This window comes from Sinomicrobium oceani, from assembly GCF_900119185.1.
GTDB classification, from domain to species: domain Bacteria; phylum Bacteroidota; class Bacteroidia; order Flavobacteriales; family Flavobacteriaceae; genus Sinomicrobium; species Sinomicrobium oceani.
Map to the genome: position 1 here is coordinate 148,967 of NZ_FPJE01000013.1, position 23,128 is coordinate 172,094.

The 23,128-nt window shown below is 46.1% G+C and carries 22 protein-coding genes; 8 read left to right on the forward strand and 14 right to left on the reverse strand.

Annotation, left to right across the window (positions count from 1 at the left end):
- The first annotated feature begins 21 nt into the window (after positions 1 to 21).
- The 4 genes from BT112_RS12990 to BT112_RS13005 all read left to right on the forward strand — a co-directional run bounded on the left by BT112_RS12990 (position 22) and on the right by BT112_RS13005 (position 3,899).
- On the forward strand, positions 22 to 984 hold the full coding sequence (locus BT112_RS12990) for a D-2-hydroxyacid dehydrogenase (protein WP_072317810.1): 963 nt from the start codon (positions 22 to 24) through the stop codon (positions 982 to 984).
- Positions 985 to 1,085: 101 nt separating this feature from the next.
- Positions 1,086 to 1,709: a DUF937 domain-containing protein gene (locus BT112_RS12995; RefSeq protein WP_072317811.1), complete on the forward strand. Its 624-nt coding sequence runs from the start codon at positions 1,086 to 1,088 to the stop codon at positions 1,707 to 1,709.
- 127 nt (positions 1,710 to 1,836) lie between these two features.
- Positions 1,837 to 2,544 carry an SDR family oxidoreductase gene (locus BT112_RS13000; protein ID WP_072317812.1) on the forward strand — a complete coding sequence of 236 codons (708 nt, stop codon included), beginning with the start codon at positions 1,837 to 1,839 and terminating at the stop codon, positions 2,542 to 2,544.
- 140 nt (positions 2,545 to 2,684) lie between these two features.
- Positions 2,685 to 3,899, forward strand: a complete 1,215-nt coding sequence (locus BT112_RS13005; RefSeq protein ID WP_072317813.1) for an RsmB/NOP family class I SAM-dependent RNA methyltransferase — start codon at positions 2,685 to 2,687, stop codon at positions 3,897 to 3,899.
- On the opposite strand, the gene BT112_RS13010 is transcribed toward BT112_RS13005, so the two are convergent.
- On the reverse strand, positions 3,896 to 4,309 hold the full coding sequence (locus BT112_RS13010; protein WP_072317814.1) for an acyl-CoA thioesterase: 414 nt from the start codon (positions 4,307 to 4,309) through the stop codon (positions 3,896 to 3,898). The genes BT112_RS13005 and BT112_RS13010 overlap by 4 nt on opposite strands.
- Positions 4,310 to 4,513: 204 nt before the next feature.
- Between BT112_RS13010 and dnaA the strand changes: the two genes are divergently transcribed.
- The 3 genes from dnaA to BT112_RS13025 all read left to right on the forward strand — a co-directional run bounded on the left by dnaA (position 4,514) and on the right by BT112_RS13025 (position 7,228).
- Positions 4,514 to 5,941 (forward strand): chromosomal replication initiator protein DnaA, encoded by a 1,428-nt coding sequence (dnaA, locus tag BT112_RS13015; protein WP_072317815.1) that lies wholly within the window; start codon positions 4,514 to 4,516, stop codon positions 5,939 to 5,941.
- Between the two features lie 79 nt (positions 5,942 to 6,020).
- The gene (locus BT112_RS13020; protein ID WP_072317816.1) at positions 6,021 to 6,485 is read left to right on the forward strand and encodes a low molecular weight protein-tyrosine-phosphatase; all 465 of its coding nucleotides are present in this window, start codon (positions 6,021 to 6,023) and stop codon (positions 6,483 to 6,485) included.
- A 17-nt stretch (positions 6,486 to 6,502) separates the two neighbouring features.
- Positions 6,503 to 7,228 (forward strand): SAM-dependent methyltransferase, encoded by a 726-nt coding sequence (locus BT112_RS13025; RefSeq protein ID WP_072317817.1) that lies wholly within the window; start codon positions 6,503 to 6,505, stop codon positions 7,226 to 7,228.
- Between the two features lie 179 nt (positions 7,229 to 7,407).
- On the opposite strand, the gene BT112_RS13030 is transcribed toward BT112_RS13025, so the two are convergent.
- From BT112_RS13030 to dapF, 4 genes are all read right to left on the reverse strand, one after another.
- Positions 7,408 to 8,034 (reverse strand): peptidoglycan-binding protein LysM, encoded by a 627-nt coding sequence (locus BT112_RS13030; RefSeq protein WP_072317818.1) that lies wholly within the window; start codon positions 8,032 to 8,034, stop codon positions 7,408 to 7,410.
- 214 nt (positions 8,035 to 8,248) lie between these two features.
- A complete protein-coding gene (mltG, locus tag BT112_RS13035; protein ID WP_072317819.1) occupies positions 8,249 to 9,292 on the reverse strand; it encodes an endolytic transglycosylase MltG in 1,044 nt (347 codons plus the stop codon).
- 39 nt (positions 9,293 to 9,331) lie between these two features.
- On the reverse strand, positions 9,332 to 9,856 hold the full coding sequence (locus BT112_RS13040; RefSeq protein WP_072317820.1) for a GNAT family N-acetyltransferase: 525 nt from the start codon (positions 9,854 to 9,856) through the stop codon (positions 9,332 to 9,334).
- 34 nt (positions 9,857 to 9,890) lie between these two features.
- Complete coding sequence (dapF, locus tag BT112_RS13045) at positions 9,891 to 10,667, reverse strand: diaminopimelate epimerase (protein WP_072317821.1); 777 nt, start codon at positions 10,665 to 10,667, stop codon at positions 9,891 to 9,893.
- A 311-nt stretch (positions 10,668 to 10,978) separates the two neighbouring features.
- On the opposite strand from dapF, the gene BT112_RS13050 reads away from it, so the two are divergent.
- A complete protein-coding gene (locus BT112_RS13050) occupies positions 10,979 to 12,364 on the forward strand; it encodes a trypsin-like peptidase domain-containing protein (RefSeq protein ID WP_072317822.1) in 1,386 nt (461 codons plus the stop codon).
- Between the two features lie 108 nt (positions 12,365 to 12,472).
- On the opposite strand, the gene BT112_RS13055 is transcribed toward BT112_RS13050, so the two are convergent.
- From BT112_RS13055 to BT112_RS13095, 9 genes are all read right to left on the reverse strand, one after another.
- Positions 12,473 to 14,803, reverse strand: coding sequence for an ATP-dependent helicase (locus tag BT112_RS13055; protein WP_072317823.1), 2,331 nt, complete (start codon positions 14,801 to 14,803; stop codon positions 12,473 to 12,475).
- Between the two features lie 241 nt (positions 14,804 to 15,044).
- Positions 15,045 to 15,485 (reverse strand): molybdenum cofactor biosynthesis protein MoaE, encoded by a 441-nt coding sequence (locus tag BT112_RS13060; RefSeq protein ID WP_072317824.1) that lies wholly within the window; start codon positions 15,483 to 15,485, stop codon positions 15,045 to 15,047.
- A 51-nt stretch (positions 15,486 to 15,536) separates the two neighbouring features.
- Positions 15,537 to 15,764, reverse strand: coding sequence for a MoaD/ThiS family protein (locus BT112_RS13065; RefSeq protein WP_072317825.1), 228 nt, complete (start codon positions 15,762 to 15,764; stop codon positions 15,537 to 15,539).
- A 39-nt stretch (positions 15,765 to 15,803) separates the two neighbouring features.
- Complete coding sequence (locus BT112_RS13070; protein ID WP_072317826.1) at positions 15,804 to 16,994, reverse strand: molybdopterin molybdotransferase MoeA; 1,191 nt, start codon at positions 16,992 to 16,994, stop codon at positions 15,804 to 15,806.
- Between the two features lie 11 nt (positions 16,995 to 17,005).
- Positions 17,006 to 17,986, reverse strand: coding sequence for a GTP 3',8-cyclase MoaA (gene moaA / locus BT112_RS13075; RefSeq protein WP_072317827.1), 981 nt, complete (start codon positions 17,984 to 17,986; stop codon positions 17,006 to 17,008).
- A 9-nt stretch (positions 17,987 to 17,995) separates the two neighbouring features.
- The gene (locus tag BT112_RS13080; RefSeq protein WP_072317828.1) at positions 17,996 to 18,595 is read right to left on the reverse strand and encodes a nucleotidyltransferase family protein; all 600 of its coding nucleotides are present in this window, start codon (positions 18,593 to 18,595) and stop codon (positions 17,996 to 17,998) included.
- 41 nt (positions 18,596 to 18,636) lie between these two features.
- Positions 18,637 to 19,794 (reverse strand): XdhC family protein, encoded by a 1,158-nt coding sequence (locus BT112_RS13085; protein WP_217652395.1) that lies wholly within the window; start codon positions 19,792 to 19,794, stop codon positions 18,637 to 18,639.
- Between the two features lie 24 nt (positions 19,795 to 19,818).
- Entirely contained in the window at positions 19,819 to 20,985 is a 1,167-nt protein-coding gene (locus BT112_RS13090; protein WP_072317829.1) for a cysteine desulfurase family protein, read from the reverse strand.
- A 176-nt stretch (positions 20,986 to 21,161) separates the two neighbouring features.
- Entirely contained in the window at positions 21,162 to 23,012 is a 1,851-nt protein-coding gene (locus BT112_RS13095; protein WP_072317830.1) for a monovalent cation:proton antiporter-2 (CPA2) family protein, read from the reverse strand.
- Between the last annotated feature and the right edge of the window lie 116 nt (positions 23,013 to 23,128).

Below are 23,128 nucleotides of genomic sequence, written 5' to 3' on the forward strand. Positions count from 1 at the left end.
GGGAATACAAAAAAAAGAGATATGAAAGTATTAGCTAATGACGGAATTTCAAAAAGCGGAGTTGAAGCTCTTGAAAAAGCAGGTTTCGAGGTCATCACAACCAAGGTAGCTCAGGAACAGCTCATCCCTTATATCAACGAAAACAAAATCGATGTTATCCTGGTGCGTTCGGCTACCAAGGTGAGAAAAGATATGATCGATGCCTGCAGCAGCATCAAAGTTATCGGACGTGGTGGTGTAGGTATGGACAACATCGATGTGGAATACGCAAGGTCCAAGGGACTCAGCGTTATCAATACTCCGGCTTCCTCATCGCAATCTGTTGCAGAGCTTGTTTTTGCACACCTTTACGGCGGAGTACGTTTCTTATACGATGCCAACCGCAATATGCCGCTGGAAGGCGAAACCAAATTTGCCCAGCTCAAGAAGGCATACGCAGGCGGTACGGAACTCCGCGGTAAGACCCTGGGGATCGTAGGTCTGGGACGTATTGGTATCGAAGTAGCCAAAATAGCTATCGGGGTAGGTATGAAAGTTATAGCTGCCGATAAATTTGTAGATAAAGCGGATGTTATTGTCGACTTTTTCGACGGACAGTCTGTAAAGGTAGAAGTAAAAACACAACCGCTCGAAGAGGTTTACAGGCAATCTGACTTTATTACCCTGCATGTTCCGGCTCAGAAGGAATATGTGATCGGTAAAAAAGAACTCGCCCTGATGAAGGACGGTGTGGCTATCGTCAACGCTTCCCGCGGAGGTGTTGTGGATGAGGTTGCCCTGGTAAGTGCCCTGGACAGCGGTAAAGTATCTTTTGCGGGACTTGACGTGTTTGAAAACGAGCCTACACCTGAAATAAAGATATTGATGCACTCCAAAATCTCCCTGACTCCTCACATCGGAGCTGCCACTAATGAGGCACAGGACAGAATAGGAACAGAACTGGCACAACAAATAATAAGCATTTTAAAGTCAGAAACGGTCTAATTATCGATTTTCCGGTAATTCCTGCAAATCCTTCCACGCCTTGTGGGAGGATTTTTTTGTATATTTAGAATTCAATTTTTTAATCCTAAAATATACAAGCGATGAAGAATATAACTGATTTACTGAATGGTGATCTCGGAAAACAGATCATCCGTGGGGTGAGCGATGAAGCCGGGACTTCGGAAAAGGAAACTTCCGGTGTGCTGGATCTCGCCTTACCGGTGTTGATGGGCGCCCTGCAAAAAAACGCATCTTCACCCGAAGGAGCTGCCAATATTCTGGGCGCTATTTCCGGAAGCAAACACTCCGGCAGTATTCTCGAAAACCTCGGTGGTTTTTTCGGGGGTGGAGTCGATAAGGAAGACCAACAGGACGGAGAAGGTATTTTATCACATATCCTCGGTACCAAACAAACTGCAACAGAGCAAGCCATCAGTCAAAAAACCGGTGTAAATATCGGTACTGTGAGCAAGATCATAAAGATAGCTGCACCGATACTTATGGGATATCTCGGACAACAGGCAAGAAAACAAAATGTCAGCTCTTCAGACGGACTTTCCGGGCTTTTGGGGAACCTTCTGGGCGGACAGTCTTCAGCAAAGCAAAACCTCCTCACTTCGATACTCGATGCCGACGGTGACGGCAGTGTTATAGATGATATTACAGGGATGGCTCTCGGTGGCAAAAAAAACGGCGGATTACTGGACGGACTGTTTGGCAAATAACGCTTCTTTTACATTTGTGAAATGACTTGGCAGGATATTATAAAGGATTTCTTTATAAAAGGAAGTCATTCGTTTTCTGTCTTTTTAAATTTTCAGTAACTTGAAAATTGTAAAATACCATACAACGATGAAAAACAAAACAGCATACATTACAGGTGGATCAAAAGGAATAGGACTCGGAATTGCGGAGGCATTGCTCCGCGAAGGCGTAAAGGTCGCTATTTCCTCCCGCAACAAAGACCAGGGAATGACCGCCATGAAGCGTATAACAGATAACAGCGATGCCTATCTCGTTATCGAATCGGACGTTACCGACTACGCTTCGGAGCAGGCTGCGATAAAAAAGGTGATCGATACCTGGGGCACGCTGGATTATGTTATTGCCAATGCGGGTGTCGGGGTCTTTGCTCCTATCGACGAATTGGCTCCGGAAGACTGGAACCACACCATAGCTACCAACCTTACAGGAGTTTTCAATACGGTAAAAGCAGCGATTCCCGAACTAAAAAAAAGCAAAGGATATATTGTTACCATAGCCAGTCTGGCCGGCACCAATTTCTTCGCCAAAGGCGCGGCCTATAATGCAAGTAAATTCGGGCTTGTAGGATTTTCGCAGGCCATAATGCTCGATCTCCGTCCTTATGATGTCAAGGTCACCACCATTATGCCGGGATCAGTGGCCACTCATTTCAACGGTAATACCCCGGATGCTTCCGATAGCTGGAAAATACAACCCGAGGATATCGGGCAACTGGTCACAGACCTGCTCAAAATGCCGGCCAGGACACTCCCGAGCAAGATCGAAGTTCGCCCGAGCAAAACATCGAATAGTTGATAAAATCCGACCGGTATCCTCCAACACATACAGATTTCCGGACCTTATACCCTGTTTTCCGGCTATTTTACCGGAAATCTGTTTTTACCCATGAAAATCCCGATTATCTTAATATCTTTGCCGACTAATTTTTTTCACCTATGCGACTCCACAGAAACCTGGTTTTTACCGTAATTGATGCTCTCGATTTTATTTTTAACCAAGGGGAGTATGCCGACAAAGTGGTTGCAAAGGCATTGAAAAAAGACAAACGCTGGGGAAGCAGTGACCGGCGATTTGTAGCGGAAACCATCTACGATATCGTCCGCTGGAAACGCCTTTATGCAGAGATTGCCGATGTGAAAGAGCCCTTCAGCCGGGACAACTTCTGGCGGATATTTGCCGTCTGGGCCGTTCTTCGCGGATATAAAATACCCGACTGGAAACAGCTGGAAGGCACGCCCACCCGCCGTATCAAAGGACGGTTCGAGGAGCTTTCCAAAATCCGAAAATTCCGTGAATCCATCCCCGATTGGATGGACGAGACCGGTGCAAAAGAGCTCGGAGAAGCTACCTGGGACAAGGAAATTGCAGCCCAAAACGAGCAGGCAGACGTGGTACTTCGCGTCAATACCCTGAAGACCAATGTAAAAAGTCTCCAAAACATCCTCGCCGAACAAGAGATCAGAACCAAGACTTTAAAGGCGTATCCCGACGCACTCATTCTGGAAGAACGCGCCAATGTTTTTCTTACGGATGCCTTCCGGGAAGGACTCTTTGAAGTACAGGATGCCTCTTCCCAAAGGGTAGCCCCGCTTCTCGACGTGCAACCGGGAATGCGTGTGGTAGATGCCTGTGCCGGAGCCGGCGGAAAAACCCTGCATCTCGCCTCTCTCATGCAAAACAAAGGGCAGATCATTGCCATGGACCTGTACGAGAGCAAAATGAAACAGCTGAAAACCCGTGCCAAACGCAACGGTGCCTTTAATATAGAATACCGCATCATCGAAAACAATAAGGTGATCAAGAAACTACACGACAAAGCAGACCGTGTACTGATCGATGCCCCCTGTAGCGGGCTTGGTGTACTGAGGCGAAATCCGGATACCAAATGGAAACTGCAACCGGAATTTATAGACAACATTCGTAAGACACAACAGGATATCCTTCAAAGTTACTCCAGAATGGTCAGGCCGGGAGGTAAACTCGTTTATGCGACCTGTTCCGTCCTCCCATCGGAAAACCAGGAGCAGATCCGTACTTTTCTGAAAAGTGAAAACGGAAAAAACTTTCAGCTGGAAAAGGACCATAAAATACTTGCTTCCGTTTCCGGGTTTGATGGTTTTTATATGGCCCTTTTACAGAAAAAGAGTTAGTCGAAACTCATTTTTTCTTCTATTTTTTTCAGGATGTGATCGGGGCATCTGACAGGTCTTCCGGACTTCATATCCACAAAGACAAGCACGGTATTTCCGACTGTTAAAACCTCCCCGTTTTCGGCGTAAATTTTGTAGTCGAACACGATTTTTACACCCGGTTTTTCCACCAGGGTGGTCTTTACCAGAATAAGGTCGTCATAACGGGCCGGTTTTTTAAATTCCACATGCAGGGAAACCACGGGAAGCATCACACCTTTTTCTTCCATTGATTTATAGGAAACCCCGATGTTTCTTAGCCATTCGACTCTTCCTATCTCCATAAACTGGGCATAATTTCCGTGATAGACCACGCCCATCTGATCGGTTTCACCATATCGAATTCTTATCGGAATTTCATGTGTTTTCATAAAAAAATATCGTATATTTTACGTGTTAAGATAAGGTAATATTAATGTTAATAGGCATGCGAAAAAAAAACTGAAAATTCAACCGGTATTTCATTTTTTTTTTCAATTTTTTGTTCACATATTTGTTCAACCTAAGGCGGGAAGATATAGTATTTTCGATCTTCTTCATAATCACTAATCTAACTGAATAAACTATAAGAGGTAATGAATTTGACTGCGCAATCGGTATGGGACAATTGTCTATCATTCATAAAGGATAACATTCAGCCCCAAGCTTACAAAACCTGGTTTGACCCGATAAAAGCTGTCAAACTTACCGATAACGCTCTGAGTATCCAAGTTCCGAGTAAGTTTTTTTACGAATGGCTCGAAGAGCACTATGTAAAGCTGCTCAAAGTAGCCCTTACAAAGGAGTTGGGAGAGAGTGCCAAACTGGTGTACATTATCAAAATGGAAAACACCTATGGCAACCAACGCCCGTTCACCGAAAAGATACCCAGCAGCAACCGTTCGAATTTGCAACCTCAGGAACTGGATGTTCCTGTTAAGCACAAGAACCCGGAGCTGAAAAATCCGTTTGTAATACCCGGTATCCGGAATATCAAAATCGAATCTCAGCTAAACCCCAATTACAACTTCGATAATTTTCTGGAAGGGGACTCCAACCGTCTTGCCCGTTCGGCAGGATTGGCAGTAGCCAACAAACCCGGTGGGACGTCATTTAACCCCCTGCTGATCTTCGGAGGTGTCGGTCTCGGAAAAACCCACCTTGCCCACGCTATCGGGGTGGATATCAAAGATAAATACCCGGAAAAAACCGTATTATACATTTCTGCGGAAAAATTCACTCAACAGTATATAGAGTCGGTAAAGAAAAATACCCGAAACGATTTTATTCATTTTTACCAGCTTATCGATGTACTCATTATCGATGATGTACAGTTTTTCTCCGGAAAATCCGGAACACAGGATGTATTTTTTCATATATTCAACCACCTGCACCAAAACGGCAAACAGGTTATCCTTACCTCAGACAAGGCCCCTGTAGACATGCAGGATATCGAACAACGACTGTTATCCCGTTTTAAATGGGGACTGTCCGCCGAACTCCAGACTCCCGATTACGAAACGAGAATCTCTATCCTCAAAAATAAACTGTACCGGGACGGTGTGGATATGCCTGAAGATATTATCGAATACGTCGCCAAAAATATCAAGTCCAACGTCAGGGAACTCGAGGGAGCTATTATCTCCCTGATTGCACAGTCTTCCTTTAACAAGAGAGAAGTAACCATAGAGCTCGCCACACAAATTGTTGAAAAATTTGTAAAGAATACCAAGCGGGAGGTTTCCATAGATTACATTCAGAAAGTGGTATCCGATTATTTCCAGATGGACGTTGCTACGCTACAGTCCAAAACCAGGAAGCGGCATATTGTGCAGGCGCGTCAGCTCGCTATGTTTTTTGCAAAAAAATACACCAAGGCATCCCTGGCAAGCATCGGCTCCCAGATCGGGAAACGCGATCATGCTACAGTGCTCCACGCCTGTAAGACGGTTGACAATCTCGCCGAAACAGATAAACAGTTCCGGAAGCACCTGGAAGACCTTACCAAAAAGTTCTCGCAATAAAATCGTGTCAGAACTTACTACCCCATCTCTTTTTTTTTGCGCATAAATTTCAATATTGTCACTACAAGCTCATTTACGTATGAAAACCAAGATCCTCATGGTATGCCTCGGTAATATATGTCGCTCTCCCCTGGCGGAAGGTATTTTACGTGCTAAGGTGGCTTTGGAAAATGTCATTGTAGATTCTGCCGGCACGGCGGGTTATCACGTGGGTGAAGCACCGGATCCCCGATCTGTGGACATCGCCCGTAAAAATCATATCGATATCAGCACACAACGGTGCAGAAAATTCACGGTTTCCGATTTCGACGAGTTCGATTATATTTTTGTTATGGACAACTCCAATTACGAAAACGTAACCGCCCTCGCCAGAAATGCAGAAGACAGGAACAAGGTAGATCGTATTCTCAACCTTGCTTATCCGGGTAAAAACCTGGAGGTTCCCGACCCTTATTACGGCGGCAAACGAGGTTTTAGTGACGTGTTTGACATGCTCGACAACGCCTGCAATATACTCACGGAACGTTTGGCTCCGCAATCTTAATATTCCATATCACTGTTTTGAAACCAGCACGAGACACACACGGTAAAGTTTTCCTGATCCCTACAACACTTGGAGAACAGGACCCTTTGCAGGTACTTCCCGCTTCCGTAAAGCGTACTGTAGAAGCTGTAGACCATTATATCGTAGAAAACGAAAAGACAGCGCGGAGGTTCATCAAAAGTATATGCCCGGACAAACCGCAACATTCCCTTCACATCAGTGTTCTTAACAAGCGTACGGAACCCGCAGAGATCCCTGCTTTTCTCGATCCGTGCAGCCAGGGGATTTCCGTAGGGGTGATATCGGAAGCCGGCTGTCCGGGAATTGCAGATCCCGGAGCTGATGTTGTGGCTCTTGCCCACGAAAAAGGTATTCGCGTGGTTCCCCTTACAGGTCCTTCTTCTATTCTGCTTGCACTCATGGCCAGCGGGATGAACGGACAAAGTTTCGCCTTTAACGGTTACCTGCCTATAGATAAAGCAGCCCGAAAACAGGAGATCAAAAAACTGGAAAAACGTTCTTCAGAATTACAGCAGTCACAAATATGTATAGAAACCCCCTATCGTAACGAACAATTTCTGGCCGACCTCTCTACCACACTCAAAAATGATACGAAAGTATGTGTGGCCTGCGACATCACGCTCTCTACCGAATTTATACGCACCCAGACAGCCGCGCAATGGAAAAGGAATACGGAGAGCCTTCATAAAAGGCCCTGTATCTTTATATTTCACGCCCGGTAACATTGCTTTTTGATTACTTCAGATGGGTTTCCCGGGCAAGTCCACATGACTACTGTACGCTCTACAACGCCCCCATGCCATAGTTTTTTTTGACCTGAAGAGCTTATATATAAAAAGTTAAAATCCCGGAATTTCAAAGAAGCCCGGGATTTTAAAAAACTATGTCTAACAACAAATAATTAAATTTTGGCTCTCCGGTCCGGTAAGATATACGAGGTATCATATCCGGAGAATTTTCTCATGTAGTACCTTATGGAAGCTCCGTTAGCATCCTTAAATCCCCTGGCTCCTCCGGAGCGAAGATAAGCTTTTACATTACCCGGACCTGCCAGATGCGCGGCAGCAAGTATCCCTGATTCCGTAACATAAACGCCTCCTATATTTTTTCCGACACATCTGACGATATCCCTTCGGAGCACCCACTTGTTCCTTGCGGTATTGGCAATAAAGGCACGCTCCTGTAATTCCGGATCACTCAGAAAATCGGAAGCATTATGAACTCCGATGAGTTTTAAAGTAGAAGCACCAAACTGATACTTCCCTATATACCCCAGATGATTGGTAACAAAATAATTCCCTCTCGACTCTTTGAAACCCAAAGCTTCCTTAAAACCTACAAAAGATTTCCCGAGAAAGGGAGGAGTGGTTCTGCTTAGCGGTTCGTCTGCCGTAGGAACCGTGGTCAATAACGGTCCGTTTACTTTGAACTTATCATTAACTTTTACTTCTCTGGTAGACGTAAACCCTAAACTAATAAATGTTAAAAGAATAATTAAAACAGAATATTTCAGAATATTCTTTCCCATCGAATTTAATTTCTTCGAGACTTACAGACCGGAAAAAATCCATCTCTGCCTTCCGGAGAAAAACAGAAATCGTGCTCGAAATTAGCGAGGGCAAATATACGATTTTTTTATTAAACTGATATTCAAAATGTTAAAGTATTCTAAAAACGAGTTTAGGAGGTTTTTGCCCTTTATTATACTAAATATAATGGAAAAATCAATAGAAAAAGTTTTTTTACCGGTTCACATTTTGCTTGTTCAGCCAGTTCACATATTCTCTTTTATTGGCATTGTGCTGCGCAAGTGTTTTTGAAAATTTATGATAACCGGGCTGATTGATATCGGCCACAAAATAAAAATAATCGTGTTTCTCCGGGTGCAGCACGGCATCTATGGCGGAAATATCGGGCATAGCTATGGGTCCCGGCGGAATTCCGGCATACTTATAGGTATTGTATGGAGAGTCTATCTCGAGATCTTTATACAACACTCTTTTGATGACGGTATCGTAATCGCCGGTATGTCTTCGCAAGGCATAGATTACCGTGGGGTCTGCCTGCAGCAATATATTTTTCCGGAGCCTGTTAAGATAAACCCCGGCCACTCTCGGCCGCTCGTCCACCCTTGCAGTTTCCTTCTGTACGATAGCGGCCAATGCCATGACCTGAGCTTTTGTCAGATTTTGAGTGCGGGCACGGGCCAATCGTTCCTCATTCCAGAACCTGTCGTATTCTTTCAGCATACGCTCCCGAAAGTCCATCGCTGAGGTATTCCAGAAAAACTCATAGCTGTTGGGAATGTACATGCCCAGCGCCTCATCTTCTTTAAACTGAATGCTATCCAGAAAAGCCTTGTCCCGGAAAGCTTCTACCAGCGATACACTGTCTGCCTCTATCTGGGCAGCAATACGTCCTGCGAGCTTTTCCAGGGTTTCCTGATTATTGAATGATACCTTTACGGGAGTATTTCTGCTCCGCAGGGTATTGACGATATCGTTGTTGCTCATTCCCTTTTTAATCACGTATTTTCCGGCCTTGGGGGATGAAGCATATCCTTTTCTCTCCGCTACTTTTTCGAAAGTACCGATATTTTTGAGCAAGGGTTCTAACTGATCCCTGACCTCACCGAAGGGTGCCCCGGTAGATACATAAATGTAAGCTTCTTCGTTATTAAAAGCAGTATTGGGCGCAAAGATTGCCGTATATATACGATATACGAATACCAGACCAACGATAATTCCCAGGAGTAAAACAGCTATTATTATTTTTCTTATATACATGATCAATATATCATTCGGGCTCCTCCGGAGTGCCCGGCATTATTTTTTTATTTTCTGAAAGAGCAATTCGTCCCTGAAATGGCCACCGGAAAAATTCCAGTCTTTTTTCACCCCTGCCTTTTCGAAACCGAGATTGGAAAACAAGCGTATGCTCGCCGTGTTGTCTGCTGCAATATTCGCATAAAGCTGGTGAAGTCCGAGGTGTACAAATGCGTAATCCATTAACAGTCCGAGTGCCTCGGTACCCACCCCTCTATTTCTTTTCTGATCATCGAGGATGACAATGCCTACTCCTGCCCTTTTATTCTTCGGGCAGAAATCGAACAGATCTATAAAGCCAAGCAGCGTATTATCCAGTCCGGAAATAGCCAGGCGTAGCTGTTTTACCTCATAAATATCTTTATGGCTGTTCCTGAGATACTCCCTGAGTATATAACGCGAATAAGGTACCTGGGTTTCACTCACCTCCCAAATGGTTTCGTCATTCTCCAGCAGATAGAGAAAATCCAGGTCTTCGGGTTCGAGGGCTCTCAAAAATATGTTCTTTCCGGTCAGGGTCTGCATCTTCATACCAATTTAAACAGGGATCACCGTGTATCTATATATCTATTTTGCCTTCGAAAACCCGCGTTGCAGGACCTTCGAGATGAACATTTCTGTATTTCCCGTCTTCGGTCTCAAAAGATACCGTAAGTACCCCTCCCGGCGTCTGCAACTTTATAGAATTGCCACTGGTCTTTCCGGTACTGTGCATAGCTATGGCTACTGCAGTTACACCTGTCCCGCAGGAAAGGGTTTCATCTTCCACACCTCTTTCGTAGGTGCGCACCTTAAACTCATCCTTGCTTACAGGACTCACAAAATTGATATTACTTCCGGCTTTACCGTATTTGCCATACCGGAGTTTTTCGCCCTGGGTTCTTACATCAAAATTATCCAGAGCATTTACCTCCTGTACATGATGCGGGGAGCCGGTGTTGAGAAATGTATAGTTTTCGAATACGGTTACCGTATCCACATCGGTCATTTGCAGGCGTACCCTTCCGTCTGTTACGGATGCCTTATGCATCCCGTCTATAGCGATAAAACTGGTCGATTCACCAATAATCTCCAGGAAATTGGCAAAGGCCACAATACAACGTCCTCCGTTACCACACATGGTACTCTCTCCGCCGTCCGCATTGTAATACACCATGCGAAAATCGGTGCTATCGTCATTTTCGAGTAATATCAGCCCGTCAGCACCTATGCCAAATTTTCGGTCGCACAACCTGGCAACCAGTTTGGTATCATTTTTGGGGAATTCTCCCTGGCGGTTATCGATCATAATAAAATCGTTTCCCGTTCCCTGGTATTTATGAAATATCAAGTGCATTCATTTGTTTTTAAGTCGGTCGACCGACGGTTGATCATCTATGGCAAATATACAATTTAACAGTAATTATATGCCTGTTAAACTGCCGTTAAAGTTGAAATGTTAAAATAATAAACGCTTAAATTTGAATGTTAAAATTCGGCTTTCGGGCAAGGTTCCGGAAGGTAAATTACAAAAACACTTGATTATTCCGGCAAAGAGTTTACGCTGTTAAGTACAGCAGGCAAGCACCGGGACATTCCGGGCCCCACCTCTTCGACCGGTTCATAAAACAACACGTATTAATAACATAAATCATAAAATCAAAACCTATGAAAAAATTTATCGGTTTACTTATGGTGTCTGTCCTGGGAGGATTGTTTACACTCGGGATCTACAAAACTTTTTTTGAAAAAGGGGAATTCGTTGTCGAGCATAAAGACAATACACCGAATTTTGTCACGGCGAGTTACCACCCTTCTGCGCTCGCTGCGGCCGAAACTACAGATTTTACCGATGCGGCAGAAAAAACAGTGCATGCCGTAGTGCACGTTACCAACAAGATCACAAGCAGGGGGCCTTCGAGTATACAAGACCTGTTTTTCGGGAATGCCCGCGAACGTACCCAGGTAGGAACCGGTTCGGGGGTGATCATTTCTCCGGACGGTTATATCGTAACCAATAATCACGTGATCGACGGAGCCAGTGAGCTTTCTGTTACACTGAACAATAACAAGACCTATACTGCCGAACTTGTGGGGTCTGACCCTTCTACGGACATCGCCCTGATTAAAGTGGATACGGAAGAGGAATTGCCTTATCTCGCTTTCGGAGATTCGGATCATGCCAAAGTCGGGGAATGGGTACTGGCAGTCGGAAACCCTTTTAACCTGACCTCTACGGTAACCGCTGGTATTATCAGTGCCAAATCGCGCGATCTGAGTGGTAGCAACAGCCAGTCCTTTATACAGACGGATGCTGCGGTAAACCCCGGTAACAGTGGCGGTGCCCTGGTAAATACCAATGGTGATCTTATCGGTATCAATACGGCTATCACTTCGCGTACCGGAACCTATATAGGGTATGCTTTTGCGGTGCCGAGTAATATTGCCAAAAAGGTGGTAGAAGATCTCCTCGAATTCGGAAATGTACAAAAAGGACTGCTTGGGGTTTCCATCCTTACCAAAAATTCTGCGTATGCCATAGAAAACGGATTAAATGATATCGAAGGGCTGTACGTAAACAGTGTGGAAGAAGATTCCGGCGCAGAAAAAGCGGGTATTCAGCAAGGGGATATCATTAAAAACGTAGACAACATCAAAATAGTTAAGTTTGCAGACCTGACCGGATATCTCAACTCCAAAAGGCCGGGAAATGTTATCCAGGTTACCATAGCGCGTGAAGGCAGCACGAAGACTATTCCTGTGACTCTTACCAAAATGAATAGTTTTACATTGAACGAACTGGGTATGCAGGTGAAGAATATTTCGGATAAGGACAGGAAAAAGTACAAGATCAAAGGAGGCGTAAAAATTACGCGTACTGCTCCTTATCTCAATAATGCCAATCTGGAAGGAAGAATCCTCGTAGGTATTAACGGAAAAGAAATCCGGAATGCGGAAGAGGCAAAGCAAATTGCGGCGACCATTAATCCCAACGAAAGAAATGTGATGATCATTCTCAATGAGAACGGTGAAGCCGAGCGTTATCTCTTCTGATGCGCTTTGGAATACAGCATAAAAAATCCCGGACCTCATTCTTTAAGGTCCGGGATTTTTTTGTGGTGTTGGTATCTCAGGTTTTTCTTACCGACGGGAAATATACTGCTACGCGATAATATCGAGTTTGGCAAAACGCAGAAGCAGTTTTTTCAACTCCCCGTTATCGAACTTTATTTCGGCTTTCCTGTCATTGCCTACGCCTTCCAGCTTGATAACCTGTCCGTTCCCGAAACGGGAATGCGATACACGGCTACCGACCTCCAGGTCTGAGGAGACCGCATCGCCGTTACCTACCGGGCTACCCAGGTCGGGTTTAACTTTTCGCAATTTCCGAAGCTGGTTTTCGGAAGGCCCTTTTTTATCCGGTGGTGTTCCGCTTACGGGCTTGTTCTGTCTCAGTTTACTTTTGTCCACATCACCGAAAATATCCGCATCGATCATCGGTTTGTAGCGATAGGAAGAATCGAGCGGAGGGGTCAGGTATTCCAGAAATTTTTCGTCGATCTCCTCGATAAACCTGCTCGGTTCGGCATCGATGAGTTTTCCCCAGCGATACCTGCTTTGGGTATAGGTCAGGTACGCCTGTTTTTCGGCCCGGGTCAGGGCTACATAAAACAGTCTTCTTTCTTCTTCGAGTTCACTTCTGGTATTCATACTCATGGCAGAGGGAAACAGGTCTTCTTCCATTCCTACGATATAAACGTAAGGAAACTCGAGTCCTTTGGCCAGATGTATGGTCATCAGGGCCACACGATCGTCATCGGAAGTATCGTTATCCAGGTCTGTGGCCAGGGCGACATCTTCGAGAAATTCGGCAAGCGACCCGGTAGCCCCGTCGATCTCCTGCTGGCCTTCCACAAAATCCCGGATACCGTTGAGCAGTCCCTCTACGTTTTCCATCCGGGCAATACCTTCGGGGGTACCGTCTTTTTTAAATTCGAGTAAGATCCCAGTTTTCTTGGCTACGTGTTCGGCCAGGACAAAAGCGTCCGCACTCTGAGCGGTTACCTGAAAACTCTTGATCATCGTTACGAAATCTTCGAGCTTCCGTTTGGTTCCGGCATTGATCTTGAGGTCTATCTTATCCAGGTGCTCCATGACCTCAAACACCGAGCGCTTGTAATGATTGGCCGCCACGGTAAGTTTTTCAAGCGTGGTCTGCCCGATCCCCCGGGCCGGAAAGTTAATCACCCTGTTGAGCGCTTCTTCGTCTTTAGGGTTAATAACCAATCGCAGATAGGAGAGTACATCTTTTATTTCCTTACGCTGATAGAAAGACAAGCCCCCGTAAATCCGATACGGGATATCGCGTTTCCGCAAGGCATCTTCTATAGACCTGGACTGGGAATTGGTCCGGTACAGCACCGCAAACTGGTTGTTGGCAAGCTGTTGCTGCATTTTGATCTCGAAAATCGATCCGGCTACAAACCGGCCTTCCTCGGCATCGGTAATACTGCGGTTGACCTTGATCTTCCCTCCTTCTTCATTGGATGTCCACACGACCTTATCGAGCCTGGTCTTGTTTTTCTCGATCACGGAGTTGGCCGCTTCCACAATGTTCTTCGTAGAGCGGTAGTTTTGTTCCAGCCTATAGACCTTTACATCGTCATAGTCGCGCTGGAAATTCATAATATTATTGATATTGGCCCCACGGAATGCATAAATACTCTGTGCATCATCCCCTACTACACAGATATTCTGGAACTTATCGCTCAATGCCCGGACGATCAGGTACTGGGAATGATTGGTATCCTGGTACTCATCGACCAGTATATACCGGAAACGTTCCTGGTATTTGGCGAGGACTTCCGGAAAGCGGGTAAGCAGTTCGTTGGTCTTTAGCAACAGATCGTCAAAATCCATGGCTCCAGCCTTAAAGCAACGCTCTACATAAGCGGCATAAATATCTCCCATTCTGGGTCTTTTGGCCATAGCATCTGCTTCGACCAGGTCCGGATTATTAAAATAGGCCTTTACGGTGATCAAACTGTTTTTATAAGACGATATACGGCTCTGCACCTGTTTGTATTTGTACACATCCTTATCCAGGCCCATTTCCTTGATGATGGCATTGATAAGGCGCTGGGAGTCCTGCGTATCGTAGATAGTAAAATTACTGGGATACCCGAGCTTATCGGCCTCGAACCGCAGTATTTTGGCAAAAATGGAATGGAAAGTCCCCATCCATAGATTTTTGGCCTCACTGTTACCGACGATATCGGCAATCCGTTTTTTCATTTCCCGGGCAGCCTTGTTGGTAAAGGTAAGCGAGAGTATATTAAAAGCATCCACGCCTTTGCTCATGAGGTAGGCTATACGGTATGTCAATACCCTGGTTTTTCCCGATCCTGCTCCTGCAATAACCATGAGGGGGCCTTCCACGTGAAGTACGGGTGCCCGCTGTGCATCATTAAGTTCCTGTAAGTACTTTTCCACTGTTAATCCGATCTTTTTCGAATGCTTATTTCCGGCCTGTAGTTTTCCCGTCTTCCGGCGGGAGATCAGGGCCGTTTAACCGTCCCGGAAAGGACAACTTTGAGCATATTGAAATCAAAGCGTGAAATTAGTTATTCTCCCCTTATTATTAAAACTATTTTATGTTCTTTTCTGCCTCCTGCAGAACCGAAGAGCTATTCCTCAAAGACCGGGAAATCCGAAACCCCTGTTTTCACCGGGATCAGTGATTTATTTTCCAGCGGTATCCTTCATCCGTAAACAATTCTTTTCCCCATACGGGCAGTTCTTCCTTGATCCGCTCCACGAGTTCGTTACAGGCTTCCGTAGCCGCTTTGCGATGGGGAGAGGACGTAAATACGAAGAGGCAGATCTCCCCGGTCTGTACTTTTCCGAGACTGTGATGTACATGCATGCAGGTTATGGGATACCTGGCGAAGATTTCTTCCCTGATCTCATGCATCTTCTTCAGGGCCATGTCTTCATAGGCCGTATATTCTATGGCCGTAACTTTTTTACCATCGACATCGTCGGCCCGCACCTGGCCGAGAAAGATGCTGTGAGCGCCTATCCCTGTTTTACTGCTGTGTTTTGCTATACTGTCTCCCACAAAGGAAGCGGGGATGGCCCCGTGTTGAAAAATGTTTTTAAGCGTGTGTTTCATAATTCGAATAAAAAATATCGGAAAAAATACGGGAGTGCCCTGATCTTCCTGTTACCCTCCGGAAAAAGGCGGTAAAAGACTGATCTCACAACTTTCGGACAGGAGCGTATTTTCGCGCACGATCTCCTTGTCGATAGCGATCAGGTATTTCATTTTTTTCAGGGCCGGATAGTTTTCTTCCAGCCTCTTTACCATCGTATCGGTATCCGGGATATCACGCATACGTACAAAAGAATCTCCAAAAATGTCCGTCAGTTGTCCGAAAACCAATATTTTCATTTTTTTGTTTTAAGGTATTATCTGAATAGTTGTTTATTTTCAGCGATACACGGGAAGAAGATGTACATCTACGGTCTCCCCTTCTTCATACATCCTGGCCTCTTCCCCCAACCGGATAAGGCAGTTTGCCGTAGCAAACGATCTCAACCGAAACGATTCCTGTCCCTGCAGCGGTATGACCTGCCCACCTGCGTAACTCCCTTTGAGAAATTGGGTGAGTGTATTCTTTTTGTTCACAGTAGTTCCGAGAGTGGCCCGGACCCGGGTGAGTTTCCTTTCTGTACCGGAAAGCCGTTGCAATACCATCCAGACGTACTCATAATAGCAAGTGAGCACCGATGAAGGATTACCGGGCAGGCCGAAAATCACTTGTTGTTCTTTAGTACCGAAGTACAGCGGTTTTCCCGGTCGTTGTCTCAATTTATGGAATTTCCGGGTTACCCCGCACCGAGTAGCCGCTTGCACGACAAAATCATAGTCTCCTACACTGACGCCACCGGTGAGCAATATTACATGGTGTACCTTCAGGCACTCATGTATAGTTGCAGAAAGTTTTTCCAGATTATCCTCAACGGTGTACACCATTACGTCGTGCATACCGGTTTCACTCAAGGCTGCCCTGAGCATAGAGGAATTGGATTCGTATATCTGTCCGGGTTTTAAGGACTCCCCCGGTTTTTGCAATTCGTTCCCGGTAACGATAATGGCTATCGAAGGCCGGGGATGTACGTTGACTTCCCGGATACCTACACCCGACAAAAAACCTATCCCTGCGGGAGTTAATAGCGTTCCTGCGGGCAGGGCCAGTTCTCCCTGCCGGATCTCCTCCCCCTGTTGCCGTACATTTCCGCCCGGTTGCAGGCCTTCATCTGCTATATATAACAAATCTCCCTGTTGCCGGGTCTTTTCCTGCATGACTACCGTATCGGTCCCTTCCGGCACCCGTGCTCCTGTAAATATACGTACTGCTTTTCCCGTCTCTGCACGAATGCTTCCCGAGTCTCCAGCAGGAACTTCACCCTTTACCTCCATCGCCTCCCCTTTGGTCCGGGAATTGAAGGCAAAGGCATAACCGTCCATCGACGACTGGTTAAAGGGAGGTATATCGCAGGTGGCATACGTGTCTTCTGCAAGTACACACCCTACCGCCCTGTCTACATCCACCTGTACACCCGGTAAGGAAGTAACATTGTCTTCTAATATGTTCAGTGCTTCTTCTACGCCGATCATTTTTTCTGTTTTTATCCCCCGATGCTTATCATGCTGCGGTTATCGATCTTTTCCCCATCCAGTTTTTTAAAGTCTTCTCCCATTTGCCCGCCTAATCCTCTGGCCTTCTGCAAAATATTGGACCGGATGAGGAATTCCAGATCTTCTCCGTTTCGCAAGGCAGACAACAAATCGGTTTCTCCCCTGGAAAACAGGCAGTTTTTCATTTTACCATCGGCCGTAAGTCTCATGCGGTTACATCCGCTGCAAAAAGGGGCACTCATGGTACTGATCACGGCAAACGTTCCTTTATGGCCCGGAACCCGGTACTTTTTTGCCGTATCATGAGGTTCTTTTTGGAGATGTTCATAAGGGAACTCTGTTGCGATAACCTCAAGCATCTCCTTCCAGGTAAAGACCTGGTTGCTCGTCCACCGGTTACCGTTAAAAGGCATAAATTCGATAAACCGGACATGCACGGGGTAGTCGCGGGTCCAGGATACAAAATCCAAAAGTTCGTTATCATTGAGTCCTTTCATGATAACGGCATTGATCTTTACATGAAAGCCCCTGCGGACGGCCTCGTGAATATTATCCATGGCCAAACGAAACTGCTTTCTCCTGGTTATCCATAAAAATTTTTCGGGTTTCAGGGTGTCCAGACTGATATTGAGGGATCGTACTCCGCATCCTTCGAGGATATCCATATAACGGTGCAACAAGGTAGCGTTTGTTGTCATGGTCAGGGTTACCGGAAGATCCGAAAGTTGTTTCAGAATTTCCGCGGCGTCTTTACGGGCGAGGGGCTCTCCCCCGGTAAGCCTTATTTTTGTAACTCCCATATCCACAAACGTCCTGGCTATACGGGTAATTTCATCGACCTGCATCAGCCTGGATTCGGGCGTAAAATCATAGTCTTCCTCCGGCATACAGTAAAAACATCTCAGGTTGCATACATCCGTCAGTGATATACGCAAATAATCATGTGTTCTATGGTATGTATCCTTTATCATATATCTGTTTTACATTATAATTTTCGTCAGACGACGGTAATCTTCCAAAGTATCCACATCGACAGCTCCTCCGGGAAAACCGATGGTTTCCGTTTTGTATTTCCGCATCAGATCCCGTGCTCCATGTTCTCCTTCGAGTTTTATCAATTCCGGAAAAAGATCCCTGTGAAATACGGCGGGAACGCCTTTTCTGGCCCTGTAATAACTGGCCACTACCGGAGCTCCTGTCGTTTTCTGTTTTTTAAAGAGGTGGTCCAGATGTTCCGAAGTTACAAAAGGCTGGTCACATAACATAATCAGGATACCTCCGATCTCCCGCCCGGTATTATTCAGCAAATACGCTGTACCCAGGGCTATGCCCGAGGCCATTCCCTTCGTATATCCGGGGTTCTCTATAAACACGGCTTCCCTGCCTTTTACGGACTCCCGGATACGTTCTGCATACGCCCCGAGGACCACCACTACCCGGTCTGCTATAGACGCCAGGGCTTTATCGATAGCGTGCTGTAAAAGGGATTTCCCTTGATATTGCAATAATTGCTTGGGCCTTCCAAGCCTTTCGGAGCTTCCTGCCGCAAGAATTATAATATGATATGCACTACGGTCCATAACTATGGTATCGGGTTATTACTATGGTTTTGCACGGCGTTCTACGTCTTTATCACCTCTATCTTTATATCTCGATCTTGCCTGTGAATACTTCCTTTGATATCTCTGAGGTGCCCGCCCTGTTTCCGATGAAATACCGCTTTTATTTCGGCGATTGCGGAAAGGGCTATTTCTTCGGACGTTTCCGCCGCGATATCCAGTCCCACCGGGCTGAATACATTGGCAGGCACCCCGGTAATCTCCATACCTTCTTCCCTGAGTTCTTCGAGCATTCGCATACGCTTTTTCTCCGGTCCCAGCATCCCTATATACGGAACATTTCCGACCAGCAACTGTCGTAAAAGGGCTTTGTCGTAATTGTAATTATGTGTCATCAACAGCACAGCCGTACGTTGATCCACGGCTATACGCTCCAGAACTTTCTCCGGTTCTCCGATAACAATATTACAGGAGGCAAAACGTTGTTTGCTCGCATAATCAGGTCTGCCGTCTGCCAGTGTAACATCCCATCCCAGGAGACCTGCCATATCCACGACAGGAAATATATCATTCCCTGCCCCTGCGATCACAAGGCTTATCGCCGGAGGAACGAATTGTAAAAAAACGTGTATTTCCTCCTGTTGCCACTGGTACCGGTATATAACCGATCTCTCCATCTTCAGTACATCATAACACTCCGGCAATATCGTACGGGGCATTAAACTTTCCCCGGTATTCCCGCGCACTTCGGTTTCCTTTACCAGAAGTTGTGTACCCTGTAAACTGCTCCTGTGATCTTCGAGAGAAAAAAGGGTGAGTAATACGGCAGATTGTCTGTCTGCAGCCAATTGTCTGAGCAACGCTACGGGATGAGGTTCGGAAGAAGCCGATACAGGTTCTATCAATACCCTGATGATCCCGTTACATCCCAGGCCTACACCAAAAATAGCATCATCCTCATCAGAGGTATCGTAAGTAACCAGCATGGGATCGTCCTGCATGATAACCAACAGGGATTTGCGCAGGGCATCCCCTTCCAGGCATCCGCCACTGATAGCCCCGGTCAGTTCGCCTTCTTCGGTAATGAGCATCCGGGCACCGGGACGACGATAGGAAGATCCTTCGACATCCACCACCGTAGCCAGGGCCGTTCTCTTTCCCTGTGCCGAAGCGCGATCGTAAGACGCTATAATCTCTCTTATTTCTTTGGTCAGGCTCAATATTACTTTCTTATTTTTCGGTTATTACACTTCGGGTTGTCCCTGTAGCTGCTTTTCCCTTCTGTTCCGTATTCTCCCCGCTATGGTCTCAGCGGCAAAAATCACCTCCTGTTCTGTGGTAAATCTCCCAAGGCTTATACGGATCGAATTTCCGGCTTCTTCGGGCGTTCTTCCCATGGCACGGAGTACATGCGAAGGCGAATGTACATTTCCGGAACAGGCACTTCCCCTGCTCACAGCAAGATCCATGGCCAGCGACAATACAAAATTTTCTCCTTCAATACCGGTGATACCCATATTGGATACATGAGGAAGCCTGTTTTGTAGGTTCCCGTTCACCCGTACTCCTCCAAGGGCACATAATTTTTGCTCCAGTATAGTACGCAGTGCTTCCAGGCGGCGGGCTTCTTCGTCCATATAACGTGCGGCAAGGGCAGCAGCTTTGCCAAAACCCACTATGCCGGGAACATTCAATGTACCGCTCCGTATCCCTTTCTCGTGCTGACCTCCGTGTATCAGTGGTATCATACCTTTACGGAACTCCTTGTTCATATACAACACACCGACTCCCTTAGGCCCGTAAATTTTATGGGAAGAGAACACCAGACAGTCTATATGATCTTTTACTACGTCTACTCTTATTTTCCCCACGGCCTGGGTCGCGTCACAGATCAGCGGTATACCTCTTTTCTCCGCGATCCTGCCTATAGCTGCCACCGGATTTATATTTCCTGTTTCGTTATTGGCATACATCATCACTATAGCTGCCGTATCGGGACGAATGTTATTTTCGAGTTCTTCCAGATCGTGATTTCCATCTTCATCGACATTCAGGTAACTCACCCGAAGCCCTTCTCCCTGCAGATATTCACAGGTGTTCAGCACGGCTTCATGTTCCAGGGGCGATGTTATAATATGCTTTTTCCGGGACGTCATCAGGCTCTTCAAAGCCAGGTTCAGGGCTTCGGTTGCCCCTGAGGTAAAGAACATATCGGATGTATTGCCCCCGACAAGCCCTGCGACCTTCTTACGGGAGAACGCCACGGCCTCATCTGCAGACCAGCCATAGGCGTGATCCCTGCTGGATGCATTGCCGAAATTTTCCGAAAAAAACGGAAGCATCGCTTTAACCACCTCCGGATCGCAGGGGGTCGTAGCATTATAATCGAGATATACGGGTCTTGCAGGCATCTTTTGTATGCTTAAAACGTATGTATTGTGATCTCCTCCATTACCATAGCAAATTTGTAATGTGACAGATGTAAGCTAAATATATCGTTTATTTCCGGCTTAATCAACTTTTGTCGGGAAAGGTGCAAAAAAACCAGGGAGATTTACCAAATATTTAACAAGAGTGCCAAATATCCTCAGGAAGTCTGGTATTCCTTTTCGGGGCGTTCTCCCCGAAATTCGTCCTGATCGGCCTTCATGAGGATATCCAGCTCCTGCATTTTTTCACGGACTGCGGCAATATAGGCTTCGTCGTTACGTATACTGGACAGGTATTTTAATGTTTTCTCATCGTGTACAAAAAAGGTTTTGGCAGCCCTGACAGCTTCGTGCTTCTTATGTCCCAGTATTTTCAACGCATCTACGCCGAGCCGGAGACTGGTATCGAGACTTTCACGATAAATATGCATCATTCCCGCATTCATCTGGTTATATGCTTCGTCCCGGTCTTTGGCACGGACCAGCATATATAAATGCGGAAAATGTTTTTTTACCGTTTCGATAAGTACCATACGTTTCTCTTCGTCTCCTATGGCAATAATCAGTATTTGTGCCTTGCCGGCACCGGCAATTTCCAGTAAATCGTGACGGGTTGCATCCCCGAAATAGACCTTAAACCCTACTTTACGCAAGAAATCGACATTATCGCTATCATAGTCCAACACCGTTACAGGAATATTATGGGCCTGTAAAAAACGTCCTATGGTATTACCGAAATGTCCGTAACCGGCGATAATCACCGGGTTTTCTTCGGCTTCCACATCGGTATAATCTTTGGTATTGTCATCCGTACTTACAGCACATACCCGGGGAAGAATGAGTTTTTCATTGAGCATCATCAGCAAAGGGGTAAGTGCCATGGAAATAGCTACGATAGCCATCATCAGGCCGTTTAACGTATCGGGGATGATACCTTCTCCCGCGCTGAAACTCAGCAGTACAAAAGCAAATTCTCCGACCTGCGCCAGGCCGAAACTAAAAATAAAATTCTGTGCCATACGTATTTTGAAGATTTTTCCCAACACAAAAAGAATGATGGCTTTAAGTGTTATGATACCCAATACGGCTCCTGCGATCGTCCCGGGCTGCTCCACCACCAGATCAAAGTCTATAGTAGCTCCTACCGTCATAAAAAAAAGTCCGAGAAGCAGTCCTTTAAAAGGATCTATGGCACTTTCGAGTTCATGCCTGTAGGCACTGTTGGCCAGTAATACTCCCCCCAGAAAAGCGCCCAGGGCCGGACTCAGGCCTACTGCATGCATCAGGAGTGCTATACCTACTACAAGCAGCAATGCCATGGCGGTAAACATTTCGCGCAGGCGTGTTTTGGCCATGATACGGAATATGGGGTACAAAAGATATTTTCCGGCAACAATAACCACAGCCACCGCCGCGATAACAGCAAGGGTTTGTCCCCATGCAGGAAGATGACTCAGCAACGTCGTATCGCCTTCGGTTACGGTCTTTCCGGATACGGATAGCAGCGGAAGTATGGCCAGAATAGGAATAATGGCCATATCCTGGAACAGGAGAACAGCAAATGCACTCCGCCCGGCTACGGTTTTGTTCCACCCCTTCTCTTCCAGTATCTGTAATACAATGGCTGTAGAGGACATGGCTATGATCATTCCCAGGGTCAGGGATACCCGCCAGGAATAACCGAGCAGGCTGCAAATACCGAACACAATCAGGGTCGTACCGAGGAGTTGGGCGCCTCCCAGACCTATGATACGACGTCTCAACCGCCATAAACGGAGCGGTTCAAGTTCGAGTCCTATGACAAAAAGCATCATAACAACGCCAAATTCGGCAAAATGCATTACATCCTGGCTCTCTTCTCCTACCAGTTTCAGAAAAGAAGGGCCTATAATAATGCCTGCCAGAAGATATCCCAGGACAGCACCCAGTTTGAAATACTGTGCTATCGGCACCATAAGTACGGCGCCTGCCAGGTATATGAAAGCCTGAATAAAAAAGGATTCGTGCATCGGATTTAGAGCGGATTAGTATTAGACCCCTTTTTGGATTCCCGACATCCCGGAAAACCAGTAAAAACGATTTCAAGTTACAAATAAAAAAGGAAAGATATTCCCTTTCCTTTTTC

What these genes read in the sequence shown, in the direction of transcription:
- BT112_RS12990 (WP_072317810.1), top strand. Translation starts at nt 22, where the DNA reads ATGAAAGTATTAGCTAATGACGGAATTTCAAAAAGCGGAGTTGAAGCT.
- BT112_RS12995 (WP_072317811.1), top strand. Translation starts at nt 1,086, where the DNA reads ATGAAGAATATAACTGATTTACTGAATGGTGATCTCGGAAAACAGATC.
- BT112_RS13000 (WP_072317812.1), top strand. Translation starts at nt 1,837, where the DNA reads ATGAAAAACAAAACAGCATACATTACAGGTGGATCAAAAGGAATAGGA.
- BT112_RS13005 (WP_072317813.1), top strand. Translation starts at nt 2,685, where the DNA reads ATGCGACTCCACAGAAACCTGGTTTTTACCGTAATTGATGCTCTCGAT.
- BT112_RS13010 (WP_072317814.1), bottom strand. Translation starts at nt 4,309, where the DNA reads ATGAAAACACATGAAATTCCGATAAGAATTCGATATGGTGAAACCGAT.
- dnaA (WP_072317815.1), top strand. Translation starts at nt 4,514, where the DNA reads ATGAATTTGACTGCGCAATCGGTATGGGACAATTGTCTATCATTCATA.
- BT112_RS13020 (WP_072317816.1), top strand. Translation starts at nt 6,021, where the DNA reads ATGAAAACCAAGATCCTCATGGTATGCCTCGGTAATATATGTCGCTCT.
- BT112_RS13030 (WP_072317818.1), bottom strand. Translation starts at nt 8,034, where the DNA reads ATGGGAAAGAATATTCTGAAATATTCTGTTTTAATTATTCTTTTAACA.
- mltG (WP_072317819.1), bottom strand. Translation starts at nt 9,292, where the DNA reads ATGTATATAAGAAAAATAATAATAGCTGTTTTACTCCTGGGAATTATC.
- BT112_RS13040 (WP_072317820.1), bottom strand. Translation starts at nt 9,856, where the DNA reads ATGCAGACCCTGACCGGAAAGAACATATTTTTGAGAGCCCTCGAACCC.
- dapF (WP_072317821.1), bottom strand. Translation starts at nt 10,667, where the DNA reads ATGCACTTGATATTTCATAAATACCAGGGAACGGGAAACGATTTTATT.
- BT112_RS13050 (WP_072317822.1), top strand. Translation starts at nt 10,979, where the DNA reads ATGAAAAAATTTATCGGTTTACTTATGGTGTCTGTCCTGGGAGGATTG.
- BT112_RS13060 (WP_072317824.1), bottom strand. Translation starts at nt 15,485, where the DNA reads ATGAAACACACGCTTAAAAACATTTTTCAACACGGGGCCATCCCCGCT.
- BT112_RS13065 (WP_072317825.1), bottom strand. Translation starts at nt 15,764, where the DNA reads ATGAAAATATTGGTTTTCGGACAACTGACGGACATTTTTGGAGATTCT.
- BT112_RS13070 (WP_072317826.1), bottom strand. Translation starts at nt 16,994, where the DNA reads ATGATCGGCGTAGAAGAAGCACTGAACATATTAGAAGACAATGTTACT.
- moaA (WP_072317827.1), bottom strand. Translation starts at nt 17,986, where the DNA reads ATGATAAAGGATACATACCATAGAACACATGATTATTTGCGTATATCA.
- BT112_RS13080 (WP_072317828.1), bottom strand. Translation starts at nt 18,595, where the DNA reads ATGGACCGTAGTGCATATCATATTATAATTCTTGCGGCAGGAAGCTCC.
- BT112_RS13090 (WP_072317829.1), bottom strand. Translation starts at nt 20,985, where the DNA reads ATGCCTGCAAGACCCGTATATCTCGATTATAATGCTACGACCCCCTGC.
- BT112_RS13095 (WP_072317830.1), bottom strand. Translation starts at nt 23,012, where the DNA reads ATGCACGAATCCTTTTTTATTCAGGCTTTCATATACCTGGCAGGCGCC.